The organism is Brevibacterium jeotgali (assembly GCF_900169175.1).
Lineage (GTDB): Bacteria > Actinomycetota > Actinomycetes > Actinomycetales > Brevibacteriaceae > Brevibacterium > Brevibacterium jeotgali.
Genome location: NZ_FXZM01000003.1, coordinates 83169 through 101098, shown reverse-complemented (window position 1 = coordinate 101098; position 17930 = coordinate 83169). Strand labels below are relative to the sequence as shown.

Here is a 17930-nt window from a genome sequence, read left to right as displayed (position 1 = left end):
AGATTACAAGGTCGACCCTGCCTGTGTCGAATCGCGGCTCGGAGGGTCTCGCACGTCGAGACGGAGGTGTCTCGCTCGTCCCGCGTATCCTGGAGTGCGATGGTCACCCACCCTGCCGATCGCGCTGACGATCACGCTGCCAAGCACGCCGTCGATCACGCTGCCGATCATGCTGTCGCCGCTGATCCGCCCCCGCTCCCCTGCGCGCACTTCAATGCGGGCCGGTGCCGCTCGTGCACCCTGCTGCCTGTGCCCACCCTGCGGCGCCTCGACGACATGCAGAGCGAGATCGCCGCACTCCTCGATCCGCACGCGGCCCAGTCGAGTCCGGCTCGCACCGGTGCCGCACGCTCAGTGCTCCCCACCTACTGGCAGCCGCCGGTCCGCAGCCCCGAGGCCGGGTTCCGGAACAAGGCGAAGATGGTGGCGGGCGGCACCGCCGAGGCCCCGACGCTGGGGCTCATCGACGTCGAGGGCCACGGCGTGGATCTCTCCGACTGCCCCCTCTATCCGCCCGCGATCCATTCGGCCCTGGCCGCACTCCCCGCACTCATCCGCAGAGCCCAGGTCTCGCCCTATGACGTCGCCCGTCGCCGAGGCGAACTCAAGCACGTCCTCGTCACCGCCTCCCCTGATGGCGAGCTCATGGTCCGCTTCGTCCTGCGCACCTCACATCCGGCACCTCGCCTGCGGGAGCACCTCGCCCTGCTCACGGACCCGGTCGCCGCAGACGGCTACCGGGTGCGGGTCGTCACCGCGAACATCCAGCCCGAGCACGCCGCGCTCCTCGAGGGCCCCGAGGAGATCCACCTCCACGGGGACGAAGCGCTCACCGTCCGACAGGGCCGCGTCCCCCTGCACGTGCGTCCGCAGTCCTTCCTCCAGACCAACACCCACGTCGCCTCCCAGCTGTACGAACAGGTCGCGGCCTGGGTGGACGATCTCGCAGCCGAGTCGTCGGGCGCGCCTCGGCCGGACCCACCGATGACGGCTGGTCCCGACGGCACCTCCGCCGAGGCGGCCACCGCCTCCCAGCCCCGCACCCCGTTCGTCGTGTGGGACCTCTTCTGCGGCGTGGGCGGCTTCGCACTGCACTGCGCGAAGCCCGTCGGCGACACCTCCCGGAGGGTGATCGGGGTCGAGGTCTCCGAACACGCCATCGAATCCGCGACCCGCACGGCACAGGACCTGGGCCTCGACGTCGAGTTCACAACCGCCGATGCCGCACTGTTCGCCGCCGAGGGCACAGGGTCCGCTGGGGGCACAGGGTCCGCTGGGGGCACAGGTACTGCCGCAGATACAGGTACCGCCGCGGACACACGTACCGCTGGCAGCGCAGATTGCGGCAGCGCAGATCGCGGCAGCAGCGCAGCTTCCGCCGACGACGCACCGGCGCGGCACCCCGACCTGCTCATCGTGAATCCGCCGCGAAGGGGCCTCGGCGATGACCTCGCAGCCTGGATCGAGGACTCCGGCATCCGCGACGTCGTCTACTCCAGCTGCAACCCGACGACGCTCGCGGACGATCTGCGGACGATGACGTCGTACCGCGTCACCGCCGCGCGGCTGCTCGACATGTTCCCGCACACCGCGCACGCGGAGGTCGTCGTCCGCCTCAGACGCAGGTGACGGACCCGGCATAGGATTGAGACATCATGCGTGATCTCAGCAGATTCTGGCCGGACATCCGTCCCCGCGCATGGCGCTATGCGGTGAGCATCCTGCTCGCGCTCTTCTCCACGGGGATCGGGCTCGTCATCCCCGTCCTCACCGGTCGCGCCGTCGACGGGCCGATCGCCGAGCACGACCACCGCGGCCTCGTCGTCATCGTCCTCCTGGTCGTCGCCGTCGGCGTCGCGGAGTCACTCGCCCAGCTGATCCGCCGCATGATCACCGCCGGCATGACCGCCGACTGGGAAGTGCTGTGGCGCAGGCGCCTCTTCTCCCATCTGCAGCGTCTCGACATCACCCATCACGATGCGTGGGATTCGGGCCAGATGCTGTCCCGTGCCACCAACGACCTCACGCAGCTGCGCCGCTTCACCGCGTTCGGCCTGCCGTTCCTCGTGATCACACCGTTCCTGGTGGTCATCGGCGGCCTGATCCTGTCGTTCATCCAGCCGGTGTTCGTCGTCCTCCTCGTCGTCATGGCGCTGCCGACGATGGTGGGCGTCGCGTGGTTCAACTCCCGCTACAAGATCGCCGCGCGCGCTGCCCAGGACACGATGGGCGAGGTCTCCACGTCCGTCGAGGAATCGGTCCAGGGCATCCGCGTCCTGCTGGCGTTCGGGCGCAGCACCTGGGCCGCGCAGCGATTCCGGCTCATCGTCGAGCGCCTGCGCGGCCACGAGCTGGAGAAGGTCCGGCTCGATGCGTGGCTGTTCGGTGCGATCATGCTGCTGCCGCAGCTGGCCCTGGTCGCCTTCGCCGCCGTCGGCGCATGGGGCGTCGTCGTCGGCTGGGCGACGATCGGCCAGACGGTCGCCGCCATCACCCTCATGATGTACCTCCGCATGCCGATCGAGATGTTCGGGTTCCTCCTGGCCGATGCGCTCATGGCCGCCACTGCCGCCACCCGCTACTGGGAACTGATGGACCTCCAGCCCCGGATCACCGATCCCGAGGCGGCAGAGGCTCCCCGCACCGAGGAGGCCGCCGGAGCACCCGCCCGCCAGACTCCGGCGACCGGCATCCCGACCCCCGCGTCATCGTTCGACCCCGCTGACGGCGTGCTCGAGTTCGACCGCGTCGTCTTCCAGCACGAGGATGCGGAGGCGCCCCTGCTCGCAGGGGTGAACCTGCGGATCGCTCCCGGCGAGACACTCGCCCTCGTCGGCACGACCGGCACCGGGAAGACTGCGATGACGGCGCTCGTGCCCCGGCTCTTCGACGTGACGGCCGGTGCCGTGCGCGTCGACGGCTCTGACGTCCGGGACCTGGCGCTCGCGGACCTGCGCTCCCGCATGGGCGTCGCGTTCGAAGAGCCCATCCTGTTCTCCGCGTCCGTCCGGGAGAACGTCGCGATGGGCACGCAGTCCGTCGAGGGCGGCACCGCGATCGACGATGACGGCGTGTGGGAGGCGCTCGAGATCGCCCAGGCGGCCGACTTCGTCCGCGCACTGCCGGACGGCCTCGGCACCGAGGTGGGTGAGCAGGGCCTGTCGCTCTCCGGCGGGCAGCGACAGCGGATCGCGCTCGCACGTGCTGTCGCGGGACGCCCACGGTTCCTCGTCCTCGACGATCCCCTGTCCGCCGTCGACGTCGACACCGAGGACCGCGTCCAGGAGCGCCTGCGCACTGTGCTCGCGACGACCACCGCCCTCATCGTCGCCCACCGGCCCTCCACCGCGGCGCTGGCCGACCGCGTCGCCGTCATGGACGACGGACGGGTCCTCGCGGTGGGCGGCCACGAGGAGCTGCTGGGGACCTCGGCGGTCTACCGGAACCTCATGGGGGTGACCGCATGAGCGAGCATGCCCAGCAGCCCCAGCCCCAGCCCCAGCAGGACCAGCCGCAGCCGAACGCTGCTCAGCAGGACCAGCCCGAGCCCACCCGTTCCGGCTCGTCACAGAACCGTCGTGGCGCGCGCCGAAGCCCGCACGAACCGGACACCCTGCCGCCGGACATCGCACAGCGCGCCCGCAGGCTGCTGGTCGACCTCGCGCGGCCGGAGCTCACGGGCTACCTCGTGCTCGTCGCGATCCTGCTGGTGTTCGGGATCGGCAATGCGATCGGGCCGGCCTTCATCGCACAGGCGATGGACCACGGGATCCCCGCGGCGATCGCGGGCGACACGACGGCGCTGGTCATCCCGCTCGCCGCGTTCCTGCTGGTCACCCTGGCCACGGGAGTCGCAGACTTCTTCGGCACGAGGCTGACCGGTGCACTCGCGCAGCGGCTCATGGTCGCGCTGCGCCGGCGCCTGTTCGATCACGTCCAGCGCCTGGGCATCGCCTACCACGAACGGTCGACGTCCGGCAGGCTCGTGTCCCGCCAGACGTCCGACATGGAGAACATCCAGGTGTTCCTCACGGGCTCGCTGCAGGAGACGGTGATCGGACTGGTCGCGATGGGAGCCGTCGCGGTGATGCTCGTCGTCATGGACTGGCGGATGGCGATCATCGTGTTCCTGGGCTTCATCCCGCTGCTGTGGGTGTCGATCGTGGCGAACCGCGCGCAGCGCCGCAATCAGCGGCGCACCCGCACGGCCATCGCCAAGGTCATCGTCCACATCGTGGAGACGCTCGGCGGCATCCGCGCCGTCCAGTCGTTCCGCCGGGAGGACGTCAACGACCGCCGCATCGTCGCCGAGGACCAGGAGTTCCGCGATGCCACCGCCGCCAGCCTCCGCAACACCGCCTGGTTCGCGGCCGGCACTCGGCTCATCGGCAGCCTGTCGACGGCGGCCGTGCTGCTGGTCGGCGGCTGGCTGGTCATCGGCGACGCGCTGCAGATCGGCGTGCTCACCGCGTTCCTGCTCTACGTGCGCCGGTTCTACGGGCCGCTCGACCAGCTGGTCCAGGCTTTCACGATGTACCAGTCCGCGTCTGCCGCACTGGAGAAGGTCACCGCCGTCGTCGACGCCGCCCCCGAGGTCGTCGAGCCCACCAGCCCCGCACCGCTGCCGGTGGGGCCGGGAGACGGCCGGCGGGTGCGGTTCGACGAGGTCGCGTTCTCCTACAGCGACGGTGTGCCCGTGCTGCCGCAGTTCGACCTCGAGATCCCGGCGGGACAGACCATCGCGCTCGTCGGCAAGACCGGTGCTGGGAAGTCGACGCTCGTGAAGCTGCTGACCCGGTTCTACGACCCGACGCAGGGCGATGTCCGGATGGACGGCGTGAACCTGCGAGAGGTCGCGGACGCGGACCTTCGCGCAGCCGTCGTCATGGTGACGCAGGAGTCGTACCAGTTCGGCGGAACGGTCGCGGACAACATCCGCATCGGCAGGCCTGATGCGACGGATCAGCAGGTCAGGGACGCGGCAGACGCCGTGGGGCTCACTCCGTTCATCCGGCGGATGCCGGACGGCTTCGACACGGACGTGCGCAAGCGCGGCGGCCGACTGTCTTCAGGACAGCGGCAGCTGGTGAGCTTCGCGCGCGCGTTCCTCGCGGACCCGGACGTCCTGGTGCTCGATGAGGCCACCGCTCACCTCGACATCCCATCGGAGCGGCAGGTGCAGGAGGCGCTGGCGACAGTGCTGGAGGGACGGACCGCGGTGATCATCGCCCACCGACTCTCCACCGTGGAGATCGCGGACCGGGTCCTCGTCATGGACGACGGCCGCATCGTGGAGGATGACACTCCCGCCGCCCTCATCGCGTCCGGTGGGCGGTTCGCGGCGCTGCACGGGGCGTGGGAGGAGTCGCGGGCCTAGGCGCGTTCGTCGCCGGCCTTCTCCGCACGGACGATGAGTTCGCTGAGGCTGTCGCGCAGTGATGCCAGCTCGTCGATGTCCATGTCGAGGTCCGCGAGGATCGCTGCCGGTATCGCCTCCGCCTGCTTCCTGGCGGCACGTCCTTCCTCGGTGAGTCCGACCAGGCGGACGCGAGCATCCCCTGACGACGAGACCCGCTGGATGTAGCCGATCTTCTCCAGCCGGGTGAGCAGCGGCGACAGAGTCGCCGGTTCCAGACGCACCGTCCGTGCGAGCTCGCCCTGGTGCCGAGGGGCCTCCTCCCACAGCGCGAGCATGACGAGGTACTGCGGATGGGTGATGCCCAGCGGGGCCAGGTGCGGACCGTACATGGCCACCACCGTGCGAGACGCGACGGCGAGGGCGAAGCAGACCTGCTCGTCCAGGCGCAGCAGGTCGCGTTCGGCGGTGGGTCCCGGATCAGTGGTCACGCGTCGAGGCTACACCGCTGTGCTGCGGACCGGCAGGGGGCACGCGCCTGATATTATTAGCACACGAAGAATCATTGCTGCGACACCATTCCCACCCGGTAGCGGACAGCCCTGCTCGGCACAGCGAACACACGGCGCTCGCACGTCAGGCGGCGCACGCAGCCTCTCCGGACCGGGTCGCACTCGACGATCCACAGAGGAGATGCCACCCCATGCCAGACGACAAGCGTCCGCCCCTCAGCTCGAGCGCGACGAATGGCGGCAGCCCCGCAGAACCCTCAGCAGTGCATGACCCCGAAGGCACTCCTGAGCCCGAGACCCCGATGCAGAAGCCGCGCGGCGATGATGGATTCGGCCTCTGGTACCGCTTCTTCTTCCGGTTCCAGTACACGCTCCTCCACGTCATCGGCCCGCCGCGCTTGACCGCCAGCATGGACCCGCGCACGCGGCTCAAGCAGGACTACGACCGCCGGAAGGCGCTGAACCGTCAGTGGAAGGCCGCGAAGGCGAAGAGCTGAGCAGCCACTCCCCCGAGGCGGGCCGTCGATGGACCCGCACCACCGCTGGGATGATCACCACTCCCCGGGGTGTTCTCTCCTGAGACCGTGTGCCCACGATGCACCGTCGGCGGGCACACGCTCGGAAGGAGTGTGGTCACGATGGACAGCACGGGCACGGGTGCACACAGCGCATTCGACTACGTGATCGTCGGCGCGGGAGTCGCAGCGGCCTCGGCGGCGACGGCGATCCGGGCGCACGACGCGGACGGCACGCTGGCGATCCTCGGACGCGAACCGGACGGCCCCTACTATCGCCCCGACCTCTCGAAGACGCTGTGGCTGGATGACACAGCGCAGCTCGACGACGGATGGCTGCTCGACGGCGAAGCCGGCGCAGAGCTGCGGACCGGGGCATCGGTGACGGCGATCGATACGACCGCCCAGACTCTCACGCTGGCGGACACCTCCACGATCGGCTACGGGCACCTGCTGCTGGCAACGGGCTCACAGCCTCGGGAACTGGACCTGCCCGCCTCCGACCGCATCGTCTACCTCCGCACGGTCGAGGACTACCGCCACCTGCGGGACCGGGCGAAGCCCGGCAGCCGGGCCGTCGTCGTGGGCGGCGGGTACATCGGCGCGGAGATCGCCTCCGCACTCGCGCAGAACGACGTGGCGGTGACCATGCTCATGCGCGGGGCGGCGGTGCAGGGACACATGTTCCCCGCACGTCTGGCCGACGCCGTGACGCAGACGTACCGCGACCGCGGTGTCACGGTGGTGGGCGAATCCACCGCCTACGGAGTGAGCGATCACGATGACCACCTCATCGTCGCCGACGCCGCCGGAGACACCCACACCGCCGAGGTCGTGGTGGTCGGCGTCGGTGTCGCGCCGAACGATCAGGTCGCGCGGCAGGCAGGGATCACCGTCGATGACGGGATCATCGTCGACCGGAGGCTCGCGACGAATGCACCGCACGTGTGGGCGGCCGGCGACGTCGCCCGCTACGAGGACGCCCTGCTGGGCGACCGGCGGGTCGAGCACGTCGACAACGCCGAGCACATGGGCGCCGTGGCCGGACGGAACATGGCCGTCGCCCGCACCCGGACGGGCGATGCGGAGAGCTATACGTACACGCCGATCTTCTGGTCCGACCTCTTCGATCACGGCTACGAGGCGGTGGGCGAGCTCGACGCCGCGCTCGAGACGGTCGAGGACTTCACCGACGACGGCGGCGCCGGCGTGGTCTACTATCTCGATGCCGGCCAGGTGCGCGGCGTGCTGCTGTGGAACGTGTGGGACTCGACGGACACGGCGAAGCAGGTCATCGAGCAGTCGACCGCAGAGCCGCTGGACGCGGCGGAGCTGCAGGGACGGATCAGCCTGGGGTGAGTGGAACAGACAGGGCTGAGAGGAGCAGCCCGGGGACGTGCCGCCCAGCCAGGACCGGGCGGAACAGCCTGGACTGACGCTCGTGACTGACGCTCGTGGACAGCAGCCCGGCTCACCAGGTGAACACAGACGTGCGGTCAGGAGTGACCGGATTATGGTGTGCTGAGTCACACGTCGTGTCTGCGCCCGCTCCGGTTCGCAGCCCGCCATGGTCCACGAAAGGTCGCCCGTGTTCACCACCCCGGCAGAGATCTACGAGCACTCGTTCCGCATCCACAGCGCACTCACCGCGGTCCGAGAGGACGATCGTGAGTTCACCTACAGGGACCTGTGGCTGTGGTCGGACGCCGTCATGGAGCAGCTGCGCCAGCACAGCGCCTCCGCCGGTGATGTCGTCGGCATGTTCGCCGGCAACCGCGCCGAGTGGCTCGTCGTCGAATCGGCCGTCGCCCGCATGGGCCTCGTGCGCACGCCGGCGAACCACATGTCGGCCCTGGAGACGGTCGCGTACCAGTTGGCATATGCCGAGGCCGCGTTCCTGGTCACCGATTACGACCTCGGATCCGCACTCCTGGCCCACCTCGACCCGGAGGACCAGCCAGTCCTCCTGCAGCTGGAGGACCCCGCCGGCAGGACTCTTCCCGACGCGATACCCCTCGCGCCCCTGCCGCCTCCCGGCACGGATCCCGACCGCACGGAGCACAGTGTCGACCCGGAGTCGCGCGCAGGGATCTACTTCACCGGTGGGACGACAGGACGACCGAAGGCGGTCTCTCACTCCGCCCGATCGGTCGCCGCAGCCCTGTACATCCAGATGGTCGAGGCGGAGATCCGCCCCGGCGAGCGCATGCTCATCATGACGCCGCTCGCCCATGCCGGCGGTTCGCTCGCGGCAGCGGGGATCGGTCGCGGAGCGAACGTGCGCGTCGTCGACAGCTTCGACGCCCACCGCACCGTCGACCTGCTCCTCCATGATCGGACCACCTGGACGTTCATGGTCCCGACCATGATCTATCGCGTGCTCGACCTCCTCGACGCGCGTGCAGCTGACGGAGCGGCTCGCTCGGACGGACCGGGATCGGCTGCTGTGGACCTGGCGCTGAACACGATCGTCTACGGCGCGGCGCCGATGTCACCGACCCGGCTGGTCGATGGGCTCCGCCTCCTGGGCCCTGTGTTCATCCAGCTCTTCGGGCAGACAGAAGCACCCCAGTTCTGCACGCGCCTCTCCAAGCTGGACCACGATCCGAATCGCCCCGAACTGCTGGCCTCGTGTGGGAACGCCACGCTCTTCACCGACATCGCGGTCACCGACGACGCGGGGACGCACCTGCCCCCGGGAGAGTTCGGTGAGATCACGGTGCGGACACCCTTCGCGCTCACCGAATACATCGGCAATCCGGAGGCGACGGCAGAGAAGTTCTGGGACGGCTGGGTCCGCACCGGCGACATGGGGATCGTGGACGACGCCGGCTACGTCTACCTCAAGGACCGGAAGAACGACATGATCATCTCCGGCGGCTTCAACGTCTACTCACGCGAAGTCGAGGACGCGCTCTCGTCGCATCCGCTCGTCGCGCAGGTCGCAGTGATCGGCGTCCCGCACCACGACTGGGGCGAGGCGGTCCACGCGGTCGTGGTGAAGCGCAGCGCCGGCACGGACGGCGACGAACTCACGGACGAAGCCCTCAGGACGCATGCCTCCAGCGGACTCGCCCGGTATGCGCGCCCCAAGAGCATCGAGTTCACCGACTCGCTTCCGCAGACGCCGTTCGGGAAGGTCGACAAGAAGTCGCTCCGCGCACCGCACTGGGAGGGCGCCACCCGCCAGATCGGGTGAACCGCCCTCCTGCGCCCCGGGAGGCACCGACCTCCCTTCCACCTCGAACCGCTGACAGACGTTCAGCGGCTTCGTGCGACGCCGCACGACAGAACGTCCCACAACAAGGAGTCACTGATGACATCTGCTCGACCACTTCCCCTGGCAGCGGTGGCCGTCTGCGCCGCACTCACGCTGTCGTCATGCGCCGGTTCCGCGGGAGCCGGAGGATCCTCTGGCAGCGGAGCCGGAGAAGGCTTCGACTACGACGCAGACCAGTCAGCGGTCGACCAGGCACTCGCTGACCTGGAACCCGTCACCCTCACCTATCAGCCCGCAGCTGCTTCACCGGAATCGATCATGGCACCCGCTGCATACGCGTATCAGGAGTACATCGAAGAGCGGTCGGGAGGGAAGATCACACTGGAGCTCGTCTGGGGCCAGGCGATCGCGGGCTACTCGGAGGTCGATGACGCCCTGGCGGACGGTCGCCTCGACCTCTCCTACTCGCTGCCCATCTACAACCCGACCGACTACCCGTCGTTCGACGCGACCGCCTCCGCCCTGTCCGCACTGCCGATCTCCCCCGTGCGCGGCGAAGCGATCTACAACGCGGTCGCCGGCGAGATCGGATGGCAGAGCGAGACCCTCCTCGACGAGTACGAGGCGAAGGGCGTCACGCCGCTGACTCCGATGGTCGCCTCCGGCGGGTACTACCCGATCTGCAGCGCGGAGGGGAACGAACCGGACGACTGGCAGGGACGCCAGATCCGCGTCGCGAGCACCTCACACCTGAACGCGACACAGGAGCTGGGTGCGTCCCCCGTATCGATGGAGTACGTCGAGGTCTTCGAAGCCCTGCAGCGCGGCACCGTCGACTGCACGTTCGCGCAGCTCCTCCCCTCTGCGGAGAGCCAGCTGTTCGACGTGGCTCCCCACCTGTCGTACAGCACGGACGAGGCCAGCATGGCCTCACGGGCCGTGGGCGCAGAGCTCGCGGGCAGTTCGTTCGAGACGCTGCCCCTGGCGTACCAGCAGATCATCTTCGATGCGGCCCAGGCATCATACGCGGGATTCGTCCGCATCGTGGCGGACGGCAACGCGGAGAGCGTCCGCCAGGTGAAGGAGGCGGACGGCACGATCGAGCAGATCGACGAGGAGACGGAGTCCATCATCAGCGACGCGAACACCGCAGAGCTGGACCGGATCCTCGACGAGGGACTGCTTCGCGACGATGTGGACGCGAGGATCGACGACTCCACGGAGAAGTGGGCGGCTGCCGCAGATGAGCTGGGGATCGAGGACCAGGGCGACTTCGAATCCCTCGACGAGTGGTGGGAAGAAGGAGTCCTGGACTTCGCCCCGATGGGCAAGCGCGTCTACGAGGAGACCGGGCTCGCCCATCGTCCATCCTGAACCTCCTGCAGGGCTCCGGACAGGGACCCGGACAGGGAACCTGCCAGAGAGACGGCCAGTGACCCGGACAGGCGATGTTCAGTCTCCTTGACATTCACGTGTTAACCCTGCTTAACATGTGGATGTCAAGGAAACTGAACATCAGGGGGTGGAAATGCCGAACACAGCCCCGCCCGGAAGCGTCACCCACGACACCTCCGGACCACCAGAGCGCAGCGCATCGCCCATCCGCGCACTGCGCAGAGCCGCTGGGCTCACCCAGGGTGAGCTCGGCAAGCACGTCGGCGTGACTCGCCAGACGATCGCTGCGATGGAGAAGGGCGACTATGCGCCCAGCGTCTATCTCGCCCTGCGCATCAGCCGCTGCTTGGGCTCGACCGTCGAGGCCCTCTTCCCACTGGACAAGGAGCCGTTATGACGACACCCGACTCACGCCGCTTCACCGCCCTCGCCGACAGGCTCGCAGGCATCTCCGACCCGTCCATGGGGGACGAACGCGAGCGCGACATCGCCCTGCGAGCCGGAACCGCCGCGATGGTGGTCTCGATCTTCACCATCCAGCTGATCGGCGTCGCCCTCGCAGTGATCGGCGCGGGACTGGGGTCCGTCCTCGTCATCCTCGCCGCGCTGATACCCAGCGGCGTCTACAGCTGGTACTGCCGGAGCGCCGGGCTCGACATGACCCGCGTCTACTCGAAGGTCGCCCCGCGACGCAGGCGACTGGCGCTGCTCGCCGGCCTCGCAGTCGCCTGCGCGTGGATCACCGCAGTCGCCGTCCACGTGACGACGGGGGCGCCGCTCATCGACGTGGGCCTCGGCAGCACGGTCACCCCGGACGGCAGCACGGCGGCGGGCCTCATCACCGGCGGGATCGTGGGCGGCACGGTCGGTGCGATCGCCCTCCGCCTATCAGCGAAGCGAGGACGCAGGCGCGTGGTCGCTGACGAAGAAGCGGCCGACGAGGAGTGACATCGTGCGGGGGCGTGAGCGGATGCGCCCACGCCCCCGCACGATTCACACTCAGATGCGATTCACACTCAGACTGTCGTCGCGCCCACTGCGGCAGACTTCACGAGCTTCGCGTACTTGCCGAGGACGCCTGTCAGGCGGTGGTTCTCCGGAATCGCCCACTCCTTGGAACGCTCCTCGAGCTCCGCCTCCGACACGTCGAGCTCGATCGTCCGCGCTGCGATGTCGATGCTGATCCTGTCGCCGTCCTTCACGAACGCGATCGGTCCGCCGTCCACGGCCTCCGGCGCCACATGGCCGATGCACAGACCCGTCGAACCGCCGGAGAACCGGCCGTCCGTGATGAGCAGCACGTCCTTGCCGATGCCCGCGCCCTTGATCGCACCGGTGATCGCGAGCATCTCACGCATGCCCGGTCCGCCCTTGGGCCCTTCGTAGCGGATGACGACGACGTCGCCGGCTCGCAGCTCACCGTTCAGCACGGCGTCCATCGCGGGCTGTTCGCGGTCGAACACGCGTGCGGTCCCCTCGAAGACGTCCGCGTCGAAGCCTGCTGACTTCACGACCGCGCCCTCCGGGGCGAGCGAGCCCTTGAGCACCGTCAGGCCGCCCGTCGGGTGGATCGGATCGTTCAGCGCACGGAGGATCTTCCCATCCGGGTCCGGCGGATTGATCTTCTCGAGGTTCTCCGCGACCGTCTTGCCGGTGACCGTCATGCAGTCCCCGTGCAGCAGGCCCGCATCCAGCAGCGCGCGCATGACGACCGGCACGCCGCCGATCTTGAAGACATCGTTCATGACGTACTCGCCGAACGGCTTCACGTTGCCCAGATGGGGCACCTGGTCGCCGATCCGGTTGAAGTCGTCGAGCCTCAGGTCCACGCCTGCCTCGTGTGCGATCGCCATCATGTGCAGGACCGCGTTGGTCGACCCGCCGAACGCCATCGTCACGGCGATCGCGTTCTCCAGCGACTCCTTCGTGATGATGTCCTTCGTCGTGATGCCGCGACGCAGCAGGTTCACGACCGCGTCGCCGGACATGCGGGCGAACACGTTGCGGTTGCGGTGGATCGCCGGTGGGGCCGCGGAGCCGGGCAGGGACATGCCCATGGCCTCGGCGGCAGACGCCATCGTGTTCGCGGTGTACATGCCTCCGCACGCACCTTCACCGGGGCAGACGGCACGTTCGATCGCGTCGACGTCCGCCTCTGTCATCTTCCCGGCGCGGCAGGCGCCCACGGCCTCGAAGGCGTCGATGAGCGTGACTTCCTTCTCCGTGCCGTCGGAGAGCTTCGCGGTGCCCGGCATGATCGAGCCGTTGTAGAGGAAGACGCTGGAGAGCTCCAGGCGGGCCGCCGCCATGAGCATGCCCGGGATCGACTTGTCACAGCCGGCCAGCAGGACGGAGCCGTCCAGGCGCTCGCCGCCGAACACCGTCTCCACCGAGTCCGCGATGACCTCGCGGGACACGAGCGAGTAGTGCATGCCCTCGTGGCCCATGGAGATGCCGTCGGACACGGAGATCGTGCCGAACTCCAGCGGGTAGCCGCCGGCCGCGTGGACGCCCTCCTTGGCGAACCCGGCCAGGCGCTGGAGCGACAGGTTGCACGGCGTGATCTCGTTCCACGACGAGGCGACGCCGACCTGCGGCTTCTGCCAGTCGCCGTCGCCCATGCCGACCGCACGGAGCATTCCGCGGGCGGCCGCGCGCTCGATGCCGTCGGTGACGTCGCGCGACCGCGGCTTGATGTCGACGCCCGCATCGGGCTGGGCTGCTGACGAGGCGACTGCTGGACCGGGTTCCGTGATGCTCATGTCCCGCATCTTAGGACCGACGTCACACGGTGCCGCCACCGGCCCACATGGCGGACCGGACCACCGCGGCCGAGGTCCCCACCACCCGTGCGGCCGGACGGCACCTCGGCCGCGGTGCAGTCGAGATTCCAGCGTGCTCACCTGCACAGATGACGCGCGTCTAACCAGGTGGCTGCGCCCAGAATGCCGCACGCCACGGGAGTCCGCCCTCACCGCTCGTCTCATCAGCGAAGACGCGGGTGCCGCCGAGCCCAATACCGAATGCTTGTGTGCGCATAGTCGGGCCCTCCTGCCACAGCGGCAGCAGCAACAGCCCCAGCGTCACCAGCGTCGCCAACGGCAGCAGCGTCACCAGCAGCAGCACTCACGTGTCACTGCACGTGCGTCACTCCTGCGGCACGTCGACGACGTTCAGCAGCCCCTTGCCCACCTGCAGGCGGTGGAGCTGCTCGACGAGCAGCCGCTCGATGCGCGGGTGGAAGGCCGATGCGTCTCCGCCGACATGCGGGGTGAGCAGCGTGTTCGGGGCCTCCCACAGCGGATGCTTCGCAGGCAGCGGCTCCGGGTCGACGACGTCGAGAGCAGCGTGGATCCGACCGGTCTGCAGTTCAGCGAGCAGAGCGTCGGTGTCGACCACTCCCCCGCGCGCCACGTTCACGACGAGCGCCCCGTCCGGCAGCGCGGCGAGGAAGTCCTTGTCGACGAGCTTCGCCGTGCGATCGGTGAGCGGGGTGATGAGGACGACGATCTCGGCATCGGGAAGCAGCGAGGGCAGCTCGTCGATCGCGTGGATGTGGCCCCGATCGTCATCGCGCGCGGTCGTGGCGACACGCGTCTGCTCGACCTCGAACGGCGCGAAGCGGTCGAAGATCGCGTTGCCGATCCCGCCGGCACCCACGATGAGGATCTTCCGGTCCGCGAGCGACGGCAGCTGCTGGTGGTCCCACGTCTGGTGCGTCATGTCACGGGCTGCGACGTCGATGCCGCGCAGGCGGGCGAGCGTGAGTGCCACGGCGAGCTCCGCTGTCGCCGCCGCGTGCACACCCGAGGCCGTCGCCACCTGCACCTCCGGGCCGACCTTCCCGATCAGCGCGTCGTATCCGGTGGTCTGCAGCTGGACGAACCGGAGGTTCGGCAGCTCGTGGAGCCGGACGATCGTCGGGCCGTGGTCGGGATACGGGAGGATCACCGCGTCGATGTCGGACTTCCTGAGTCCGCGCGACTCCTCTTCCGCCGACCACACGACGAACTCCACACGGGACTGCTGGTGGTCCACGATGCGGGAGTCGACCTTCGACCGCAGTGCGTCGGTGGGGAATGCGACGGTCTTCACGAGTCCGGCCGGGGGCGTCTGGGCACCCGCAGTGCCCGTGCGTGCTTCTTCGCTCATGCGTCTAGTCTGGCACGCGTCGCACACGCGCGTCGGAGGCGCTCGCCTCAGCCCACGACCGCGGCCCTCATCCTGCCCATGATGCGAACCAGGTTGTCGATGTCGTCGGCGTCCAGCTGCGCGTCGAACACAGCACGGATCTGGGCGCGATGGTCGCGGCCGGCCGCGATCAGCGCGGCGGCCCCGGCCTCGGTGAGGGTGACGTTGTGGGCACGACGGTCCTCCGCGCACACTTCTTTCAGCACCCATCCGCGATCGACCAGCACTCCGATGCGATAGCTGAGCCGCGGGACCGAGAAGACGATCCTCTCTGCGAGCACCGTCATCCTCAGCGTGCGCTGGGGCGCTTCCGCGAGCACCATGAGGAGGTTGTAGTCCGCGAAGTCCATCCCCGCATCGTCCTTGAGGGCAGCCCCCAGCTGGGCCATCACCCGCTGCGAGGTCTCGAAGTAGAGGCGCCAGGCCTCCATCGTGCGGGTCTCGCCCAGCAGATCACGGCGCGACCCGCCGCCCAGGAGGTCGCGGCGGGACCCCGCAGCCGTCTCGTCGGCCGGCACGGCGCACGGCTGGTCGGGCAGCGACTGGTCGCCGCCCGGCCCGTCTGCCGGGAGACCCTGCACGTCGGCCATGCTGCTCACCCTCCCAGGAGGGCGGAGAACGGGGTCACCGATGCGGGGTCGAACTCGTCCCGGCCGCGCTCCTCACGCGCTCGGTCGCCCAGGCCGCGCGGCGTGATCGCCGACCGGCCCGACTCCTCCGCGGGCCCCGCGTACGGGATGTCGCGGGCGTAGGCGTCGGAGTCGGTCGCCGAGGCTTCGACGGCCGAGCCCTCCGCCTGCGGGGCACCGGTCGCCGAGGTTCCGGTCAGCCGGGCGCCGGAGGCGGCCTCGGCGACGGTGTCCTGCTGCGTGCCGACCGCGGCCGGGTTGAGCGCGAGCGCGAGCTCCGCCAGCTCGTCCGTCGCCTGGGTGATGCGGCGATCGAGGCCGGCCTGCTCGCCACCGCCCCAATCGTCGGTGGCCGCGAAGACGGAGGTGGGCAGCGCGTACCCCTTGAGGTAGGCGATCATCGGTCGCAGCGTGGACTCCGCGGCGAGCGAGTGGCGTGGCGTGCCGCCGGTCCCGCCCAGCAGCACCGGCGTGCCGGCCAGCGACGCATCGTCGATGAGCTGCCAGAACAGCGTGTGGATGCCGGCCGGCGCCGCCTTGTAGACGGGCGCCACCGTGATGACGGCAGAGGCGCGCTTGACCGCGGCGAACGCCTCCTCCAGCTCGCGGGCGGGGAAGCCGGACACCGTGAGGTCGACGAGCGCCTTCGCCAGGGTCCGCACGTTGATGTGGGTGGTCGTCACCTCTGCCCCACGGGCTGCGAACGCGCCCTCTGTGGAGGCCAGCATGCGCTGGGCCAGCCGCGTGGTGGTGGAGTCCTCGCTGAGGCCGGTCGACACTGCAACGATCTCGATCATGGTGGAATCCTCTCTGGAACGATGGGGAGCGGCGGGTCGATCACGCGGATGATCCGCGGCCGCGATCACGCGGTGCCGGGGTCGGCCTTCGCGCGCTCTGCCTCCTCTGCCGCGAGACGGTCCTCGTGCGCGCGGGATCCGGGTGCACCGCCGGGGACCGGAGCGCTGCCGTCACGCTGGCGGGCGACGAGCCATTCATGCGTGGGCGCGTCGGGGATGTCCGCCGGGCGCCCGGCCGCGAACTCCTTGCGGAGCTCGGGAACCACCTGCTCGCCGAGCATGTCGATCTGCTCGAGCACCGTCTTGAGCGGCAGACCCGCGTGGTCGACGAGGAACAGCTGACGCTGGTAGTCGCCGGCCCAGTCGCGGAAGCCCGCGTAGCGCTCGATGACCTCCTGGGGCGAGCCGACCGTGAGGGGCGTCTGCTCCGTGAAGTCCTCCATGCTGGGTCCGTGGCCGTAGACGGGGGCGTTGTCGAAGTAGGGGCGGAACCGGCGCTTCGCCTCCTGGGAATCCTTGTCCATGAAGACCTGACCGCCCAGACCGACGAACGCCTGGTCGGCGCGACCGTGGCCGTAGTACTCGTAGCGCTGGCGGTAGAGGTTCACCATGCGCGCGGTGTGGCTGGTGGGCCAGAAGATGTTGTTGTGGAAGAACCCGTCGCCGTAGTAGGCGGCCTGCTCCGCGATCTCCGGGCTGCGGATCGAGCCGTGCCACACGAACGGCGGCACCTCGTCCAGGGGCCACGGCGTGACGGTGAAGGAGTTGAGCGGTGCGCGGAAGTTTCCGTCCCAGTCGAGGTTCTTCTCGCGCCACAGGCGGTAGAGCAGGTTGTAGTTCTCCACTGCGAGCGGGATGCCCTGGCGGATGTCCTTGCCGAACCACGGGTAGACGGGGCCGGTGTTGCCGCGGCCCATCGTGAGGTCGACGCGTCCGCCGGCCAGGTGCTGCAGGTAGGAGTAGTCCTCCGCGATGCGCACGGGGTCCGTCGTCGTGATGAGCGTCGTGGCGGTCGAGAGCTGGATGCGCTCCGTCTGCGCCGCGATGTTCGCCAGCAGCACCGGCGGGTTCGCGGGTGCGACGAACGGCGGGTTGTGGTGCTGGCCGGTGGCGAAGACGTCGAGTCCCGCCTCCTCCGCGTGCTTGGCGATCGTGACGGTCGCCTTGATGCGCTCGGCCTCTGTGGGGGTGGTGCCGTTGGTCGGGTCGGTCGTGACGTCACCGATCGTGAAGATGCCGAATTCCATCGCTGCCTCCTGGCTCATGCTCCAGTCAAGTTGTTCAGTCCTCAACTACTTACTGAAAACTTTAACCT

The 17930-nt window shown here is 69.2% G+C and carries 16 protein-coding genes; 9 read left to right on the top strand and 7 right to left on the bottom strand.

Annotated features, from left to right (window positions below; all coding sequences use genetic code 11):
* Positions 1 to 99 precede the first annotated feature (99 nt).
* The 3 genes from BJEO58_RS03910 to BJEO58_RS03900 are packed head-to-tail and all read left to right on the top strand — an operon-like array spanning position 100 to position 5377.
* Positions 100 to 1629 carry a methyltransferase domain-containing protein gene (locus BJEO58_RS03910; RefSeq protein WP_246075959.1) on the top strand — a complete coding sequence of 510 codons (1530 nt, stop codon included), beginning with the start codon at positions 100 to 102 and terminating at the stop codon, positions 1627 to 1629.
* Between the two features lie 26 nt (positions 1630 to 1655).
* Entirely contained in the window at positions 1656 to 3467 is a 1812-nt protein-coding gene (locus BJEO58_RS03905) for an ABC transporter ATP-binding protein (protein ID WP_180951819.1), read from the top strand.
* Positions 3464 to 5377, top strand: a complete 1914-nt coding sequence (locus BJEO58_RS03900) for an ABC transporter ATP-binding protein (protein ID WP_101587924.1) — start codon at positions 3464 to 3466, stop codon at positions 5375 to 5377. The genes BJEO58_RS03905 and BJEO58_RS03900 overlap by 4 nt, the downstream gene beginning before the upstream one ends.
* Here the strand turns inward: BJEO58_RS03900 and BJEO58_RS03895 are convergent.
* Positions 5374 to 5847 (bottom strand): MarR family winged helix-turn-helix transcriptional regulator, encoded by a 474-nt coding sequence (locus tag BJEO58_RS03895; RefSeq protein WP_246075958.1) that lies wholly within the window; start codon positions 5845 to 5847, stop codon positions 5374 to 5376. The genes BJEO58_RS03900 and BJEO58_RS03895 overlap by 4 nt on opposite strands.
* A gap of 212 nt (positions 5848 to 6059) precedes the next feature.
* Between BJEO58_RS03895 and BJEO58_RS15060 the strand changes: the two genes are divergently transcribed.
* The 6 genes from BJEO58_RS15060 (at position 6060) to BJEO58_RS03865 (ending at position 11946) form a co-directional block, all read left to right on the top strand.
* Positions 6060 to 6365 (top strand): hypothetical protein, encoded by a 306-nt coding sequence (locus tag BJEO58_RS15060; protein WP_219617063.1) that lies wholly within the window; start codon positions 6060 to 6062, stop codon positions 6363 to 6365.
* A 141-nt stretch (positions 6366 to 6506) separates the two neighbouring features.
* A complete protein-coding gene (locus BJEO58_RS03885) occupies positions 6507 to 7742 on the top strand; it encodes an NAD(P)/FAD-dependent oxidoreductase (protein WP_101587922.1) in 1236 nt (411 codons plus the stop codon).
* Between the two features lie 229 nt (positions 7743 to 7971).
* Positions 7972 to 9582 (top strand): AMP-binding protein, encoded by a 1611-nt coding sequence (locus tag BJEO58_RS03880; protein WP_180951818.1) that lies wholly within the window; start codon positions 7972 to 7974, stop codon positions 9580 to 9582.
* Positions 9583 to 9699: 117 nt separating this feature from the next.
* Positions 9700 to 10977 (top strand): TRAP transporter substrate-binding protein DctP, encoded by a 1278-nt coding sequence (gene dctP / locus BJEO58_RS03875; protein WP_101587919.1) that lies wholly within the window; start codon positions 9700 to 9702, stop codon positions 10975 to 10977.
* A gap of 154 nt (positions 10978 to 11131) precedes the next feature.
* On the top strand, positions 11132 to 11395 hold the full coding sequence (locus tag BJEO58_RS03870) for a helix-turn-helix transcriptional regulator (protein WP_101587918.1): 264 nt from the start codon (positions 11132 to 11134) through the stop codon (positions 11393 to 11395).
* Entirely contained in the window at positions 11392 to 11946 is a 555-nt protein-coding gene (locus BJEO58_RS03865; protein WP_101587916.1) for a hypothetical protein, read from the top strand. The genes BJEO58_RS03870 and BJEO58_RS03865 overlap by 4 nt, the downstream gene beginning before the upstream one ends.
* A 68-nt stretch (positions 11947 to 12014) precedes the next feature.
* Here BJEO58_RS03865 and ilvD read toward each other — a convergent pair whose 3' ends face one another.
* The 6 genes from ilvD to BJEO58_RS03835 form a co-directional block, all read right to left on the bottom strand.
* On the bottom strand, positions 12015 to 13760 hold the full coding sequence (gene ilvD / locus BJEO58_RS03860) for a dihydroxy-acid dehydratase (RefSeq protein ID WP_101587914.1): 1746 nt from the start codon (positions 13758 to 13760) through the stop codon (positions 12015 to 12017).
* A 160-nt stretch (positions 13761 to 13920) separates the two neighbouring features.
* The gene (locus BJEO58_RS15055) at positions 13921 to 14124 is read right to left on the bottom strand and encodes a hypothetical protein (RefSeq protein WP_101587912.1); all 204 of its coding nucleotides are present in this window, start codon (positions 14122 to 14124) and stop codon (positions 13921 to 13923) included.
* Between the two features lie 21 nt (positions 14125 to 14145).
* A complete protein-coding gene (locus tag BJEO58_RS03850; protein ID WP_101587911.1) occupies positions 14146 to 15150 on the bottom strand; it encodes a 2-hydroxyacid dehydrogenase in 1005 nt (334 codons plus the stop codon).
* A gap of 47 nt (positions 15151 to 15197) precedes the next feature.
* Positions 15198 to 15779, bottom strand: a complete 582-nt coding sequence (locus tag BJEO58_RS03845) for a MarR family winged helix-turn-helix transcriptional regulator (RefSeq protein ID WP_246075957.1) — start codon at positions 15777 to 15779, stop codon at positions 15198 to 15200.
* A 5-nt stretch (positions 15780 to 15784) separates the two neighbouring features.
* Complete coding sequence (locus BJEO58_RS03840) at positions 15785 to 16615, bottom strand: CE1759 family FMN reductase (protein ID WP_101587909.1); 831 nt, start codon at positions 16613 to 16615, stop codon at positions 15785 to 15787.
* 65 nt (positions 16616 to 16680) lie between these two features.
* Positions 16681 to 17862 (bottom strand): LLM class flavin-dependent oxidoreductase, encoded by a 1182-nt coding sequence (locus BJEO58_RS03835; protein WP_101587907.1) that lies wholly within the window; start codon positions 17860 to 17862, stop codon positions 16681 to 16683.
* Positions 17863 to 17930 lie beyond the last annotated feature (68 nt).

Bases quoted from the DNA above. Each gene is read 5' to 3' on its own strand.
- BJEO58_RS03910 (WP_246075959.1), top strand. From the start codon at position 100: ATGGTCACCCACCCTGCCGATCGCGCTGACGATCACGCTGCCAAGCAC.
- BJEO58_RS03905 (WP_180951819.1), top strand. From the start codon at position 1,656: ATGCGTGATCTCAGCAGATTCTGGCCGGACATCCGTCCCCGCGCATGG.
- BJEO58_RS03900 (WP_101587924.1), top strand. From the start codon at position 3,464: ATGAGCGAGCATGCCCAGCAGCCCCAGCCCCAGCCCCAGCAGGACCAG.
- BJEO58_RS15060 (WP_219617063.1), top strand. From the start codon at position 6,060: ATGCCAGACGACAAGCGTCCGCCCCTCAGCTCGAGCGCGACGAATGGC.
- BJEO58_RS03885 (WP_101587922.1), top strand. From the start codon at position 6,507: ATGGACAGCACGGGCACGGGTGCACACAGCGCATTCGACTACGTGATC.
- dctP (WP_101587919.1), top strand. From the start codon at position 9,700: ATGACATCTGCTCGACCACTTCCCCTGGCAGCGGTGGCCGTCTGCGCC.
- BJEO58_RS03870 (WP_101587918.1), top strand. From the start codon at position 11,132: ATGCCGAACACAGCCCCGCCCGGAAGCGTCACCCACGACACCTCCGGA.
- BJEO58_RS03865 (WP_101587916.1), top strand. From the start codon at position 11,392: ATGACGACACCCGACTCACGCCGCTTCACCGCCCTCGCCGACAGGCTC.
- ilvD (WP_101587914.1), bottom strand. From the start codon at position 13,760: ATGAGCATCACGGAACCCGGTCCAGCAGTCGCCTCGTCAGCAGCCCAG.
- BJEO58_RS03850 (WP_101587911.1), bottom strand. From the start codon at position 15,150: ATGAGCGAAGAAGCACGCACGGGCACTGCGGGTGCCCAGACGCCCCCG.
- BJEO58_RS03845 (WP_246075957.1), bottom strand. From the start codon at position 15,779: ATGGCCGACGTGCAGGGTCTCCCGGCAGACGGGCCGGGCGGCGACCAG.
- BJEO58_RS03840 (WP_101587909.1), bottom strand. From the start codon at position 16,615: ATGATCGAGATCGTTGCAGTGTCGACCGGCCTCAGCGAGGACTCCACC.
- BJEO58_RS03835 (WP_101587907.1), bottom strand. From the start codon at position 17,862: ATGGAATTCGGCATCTTCACGATCGGTGACGTCACGACCGACCCGACC.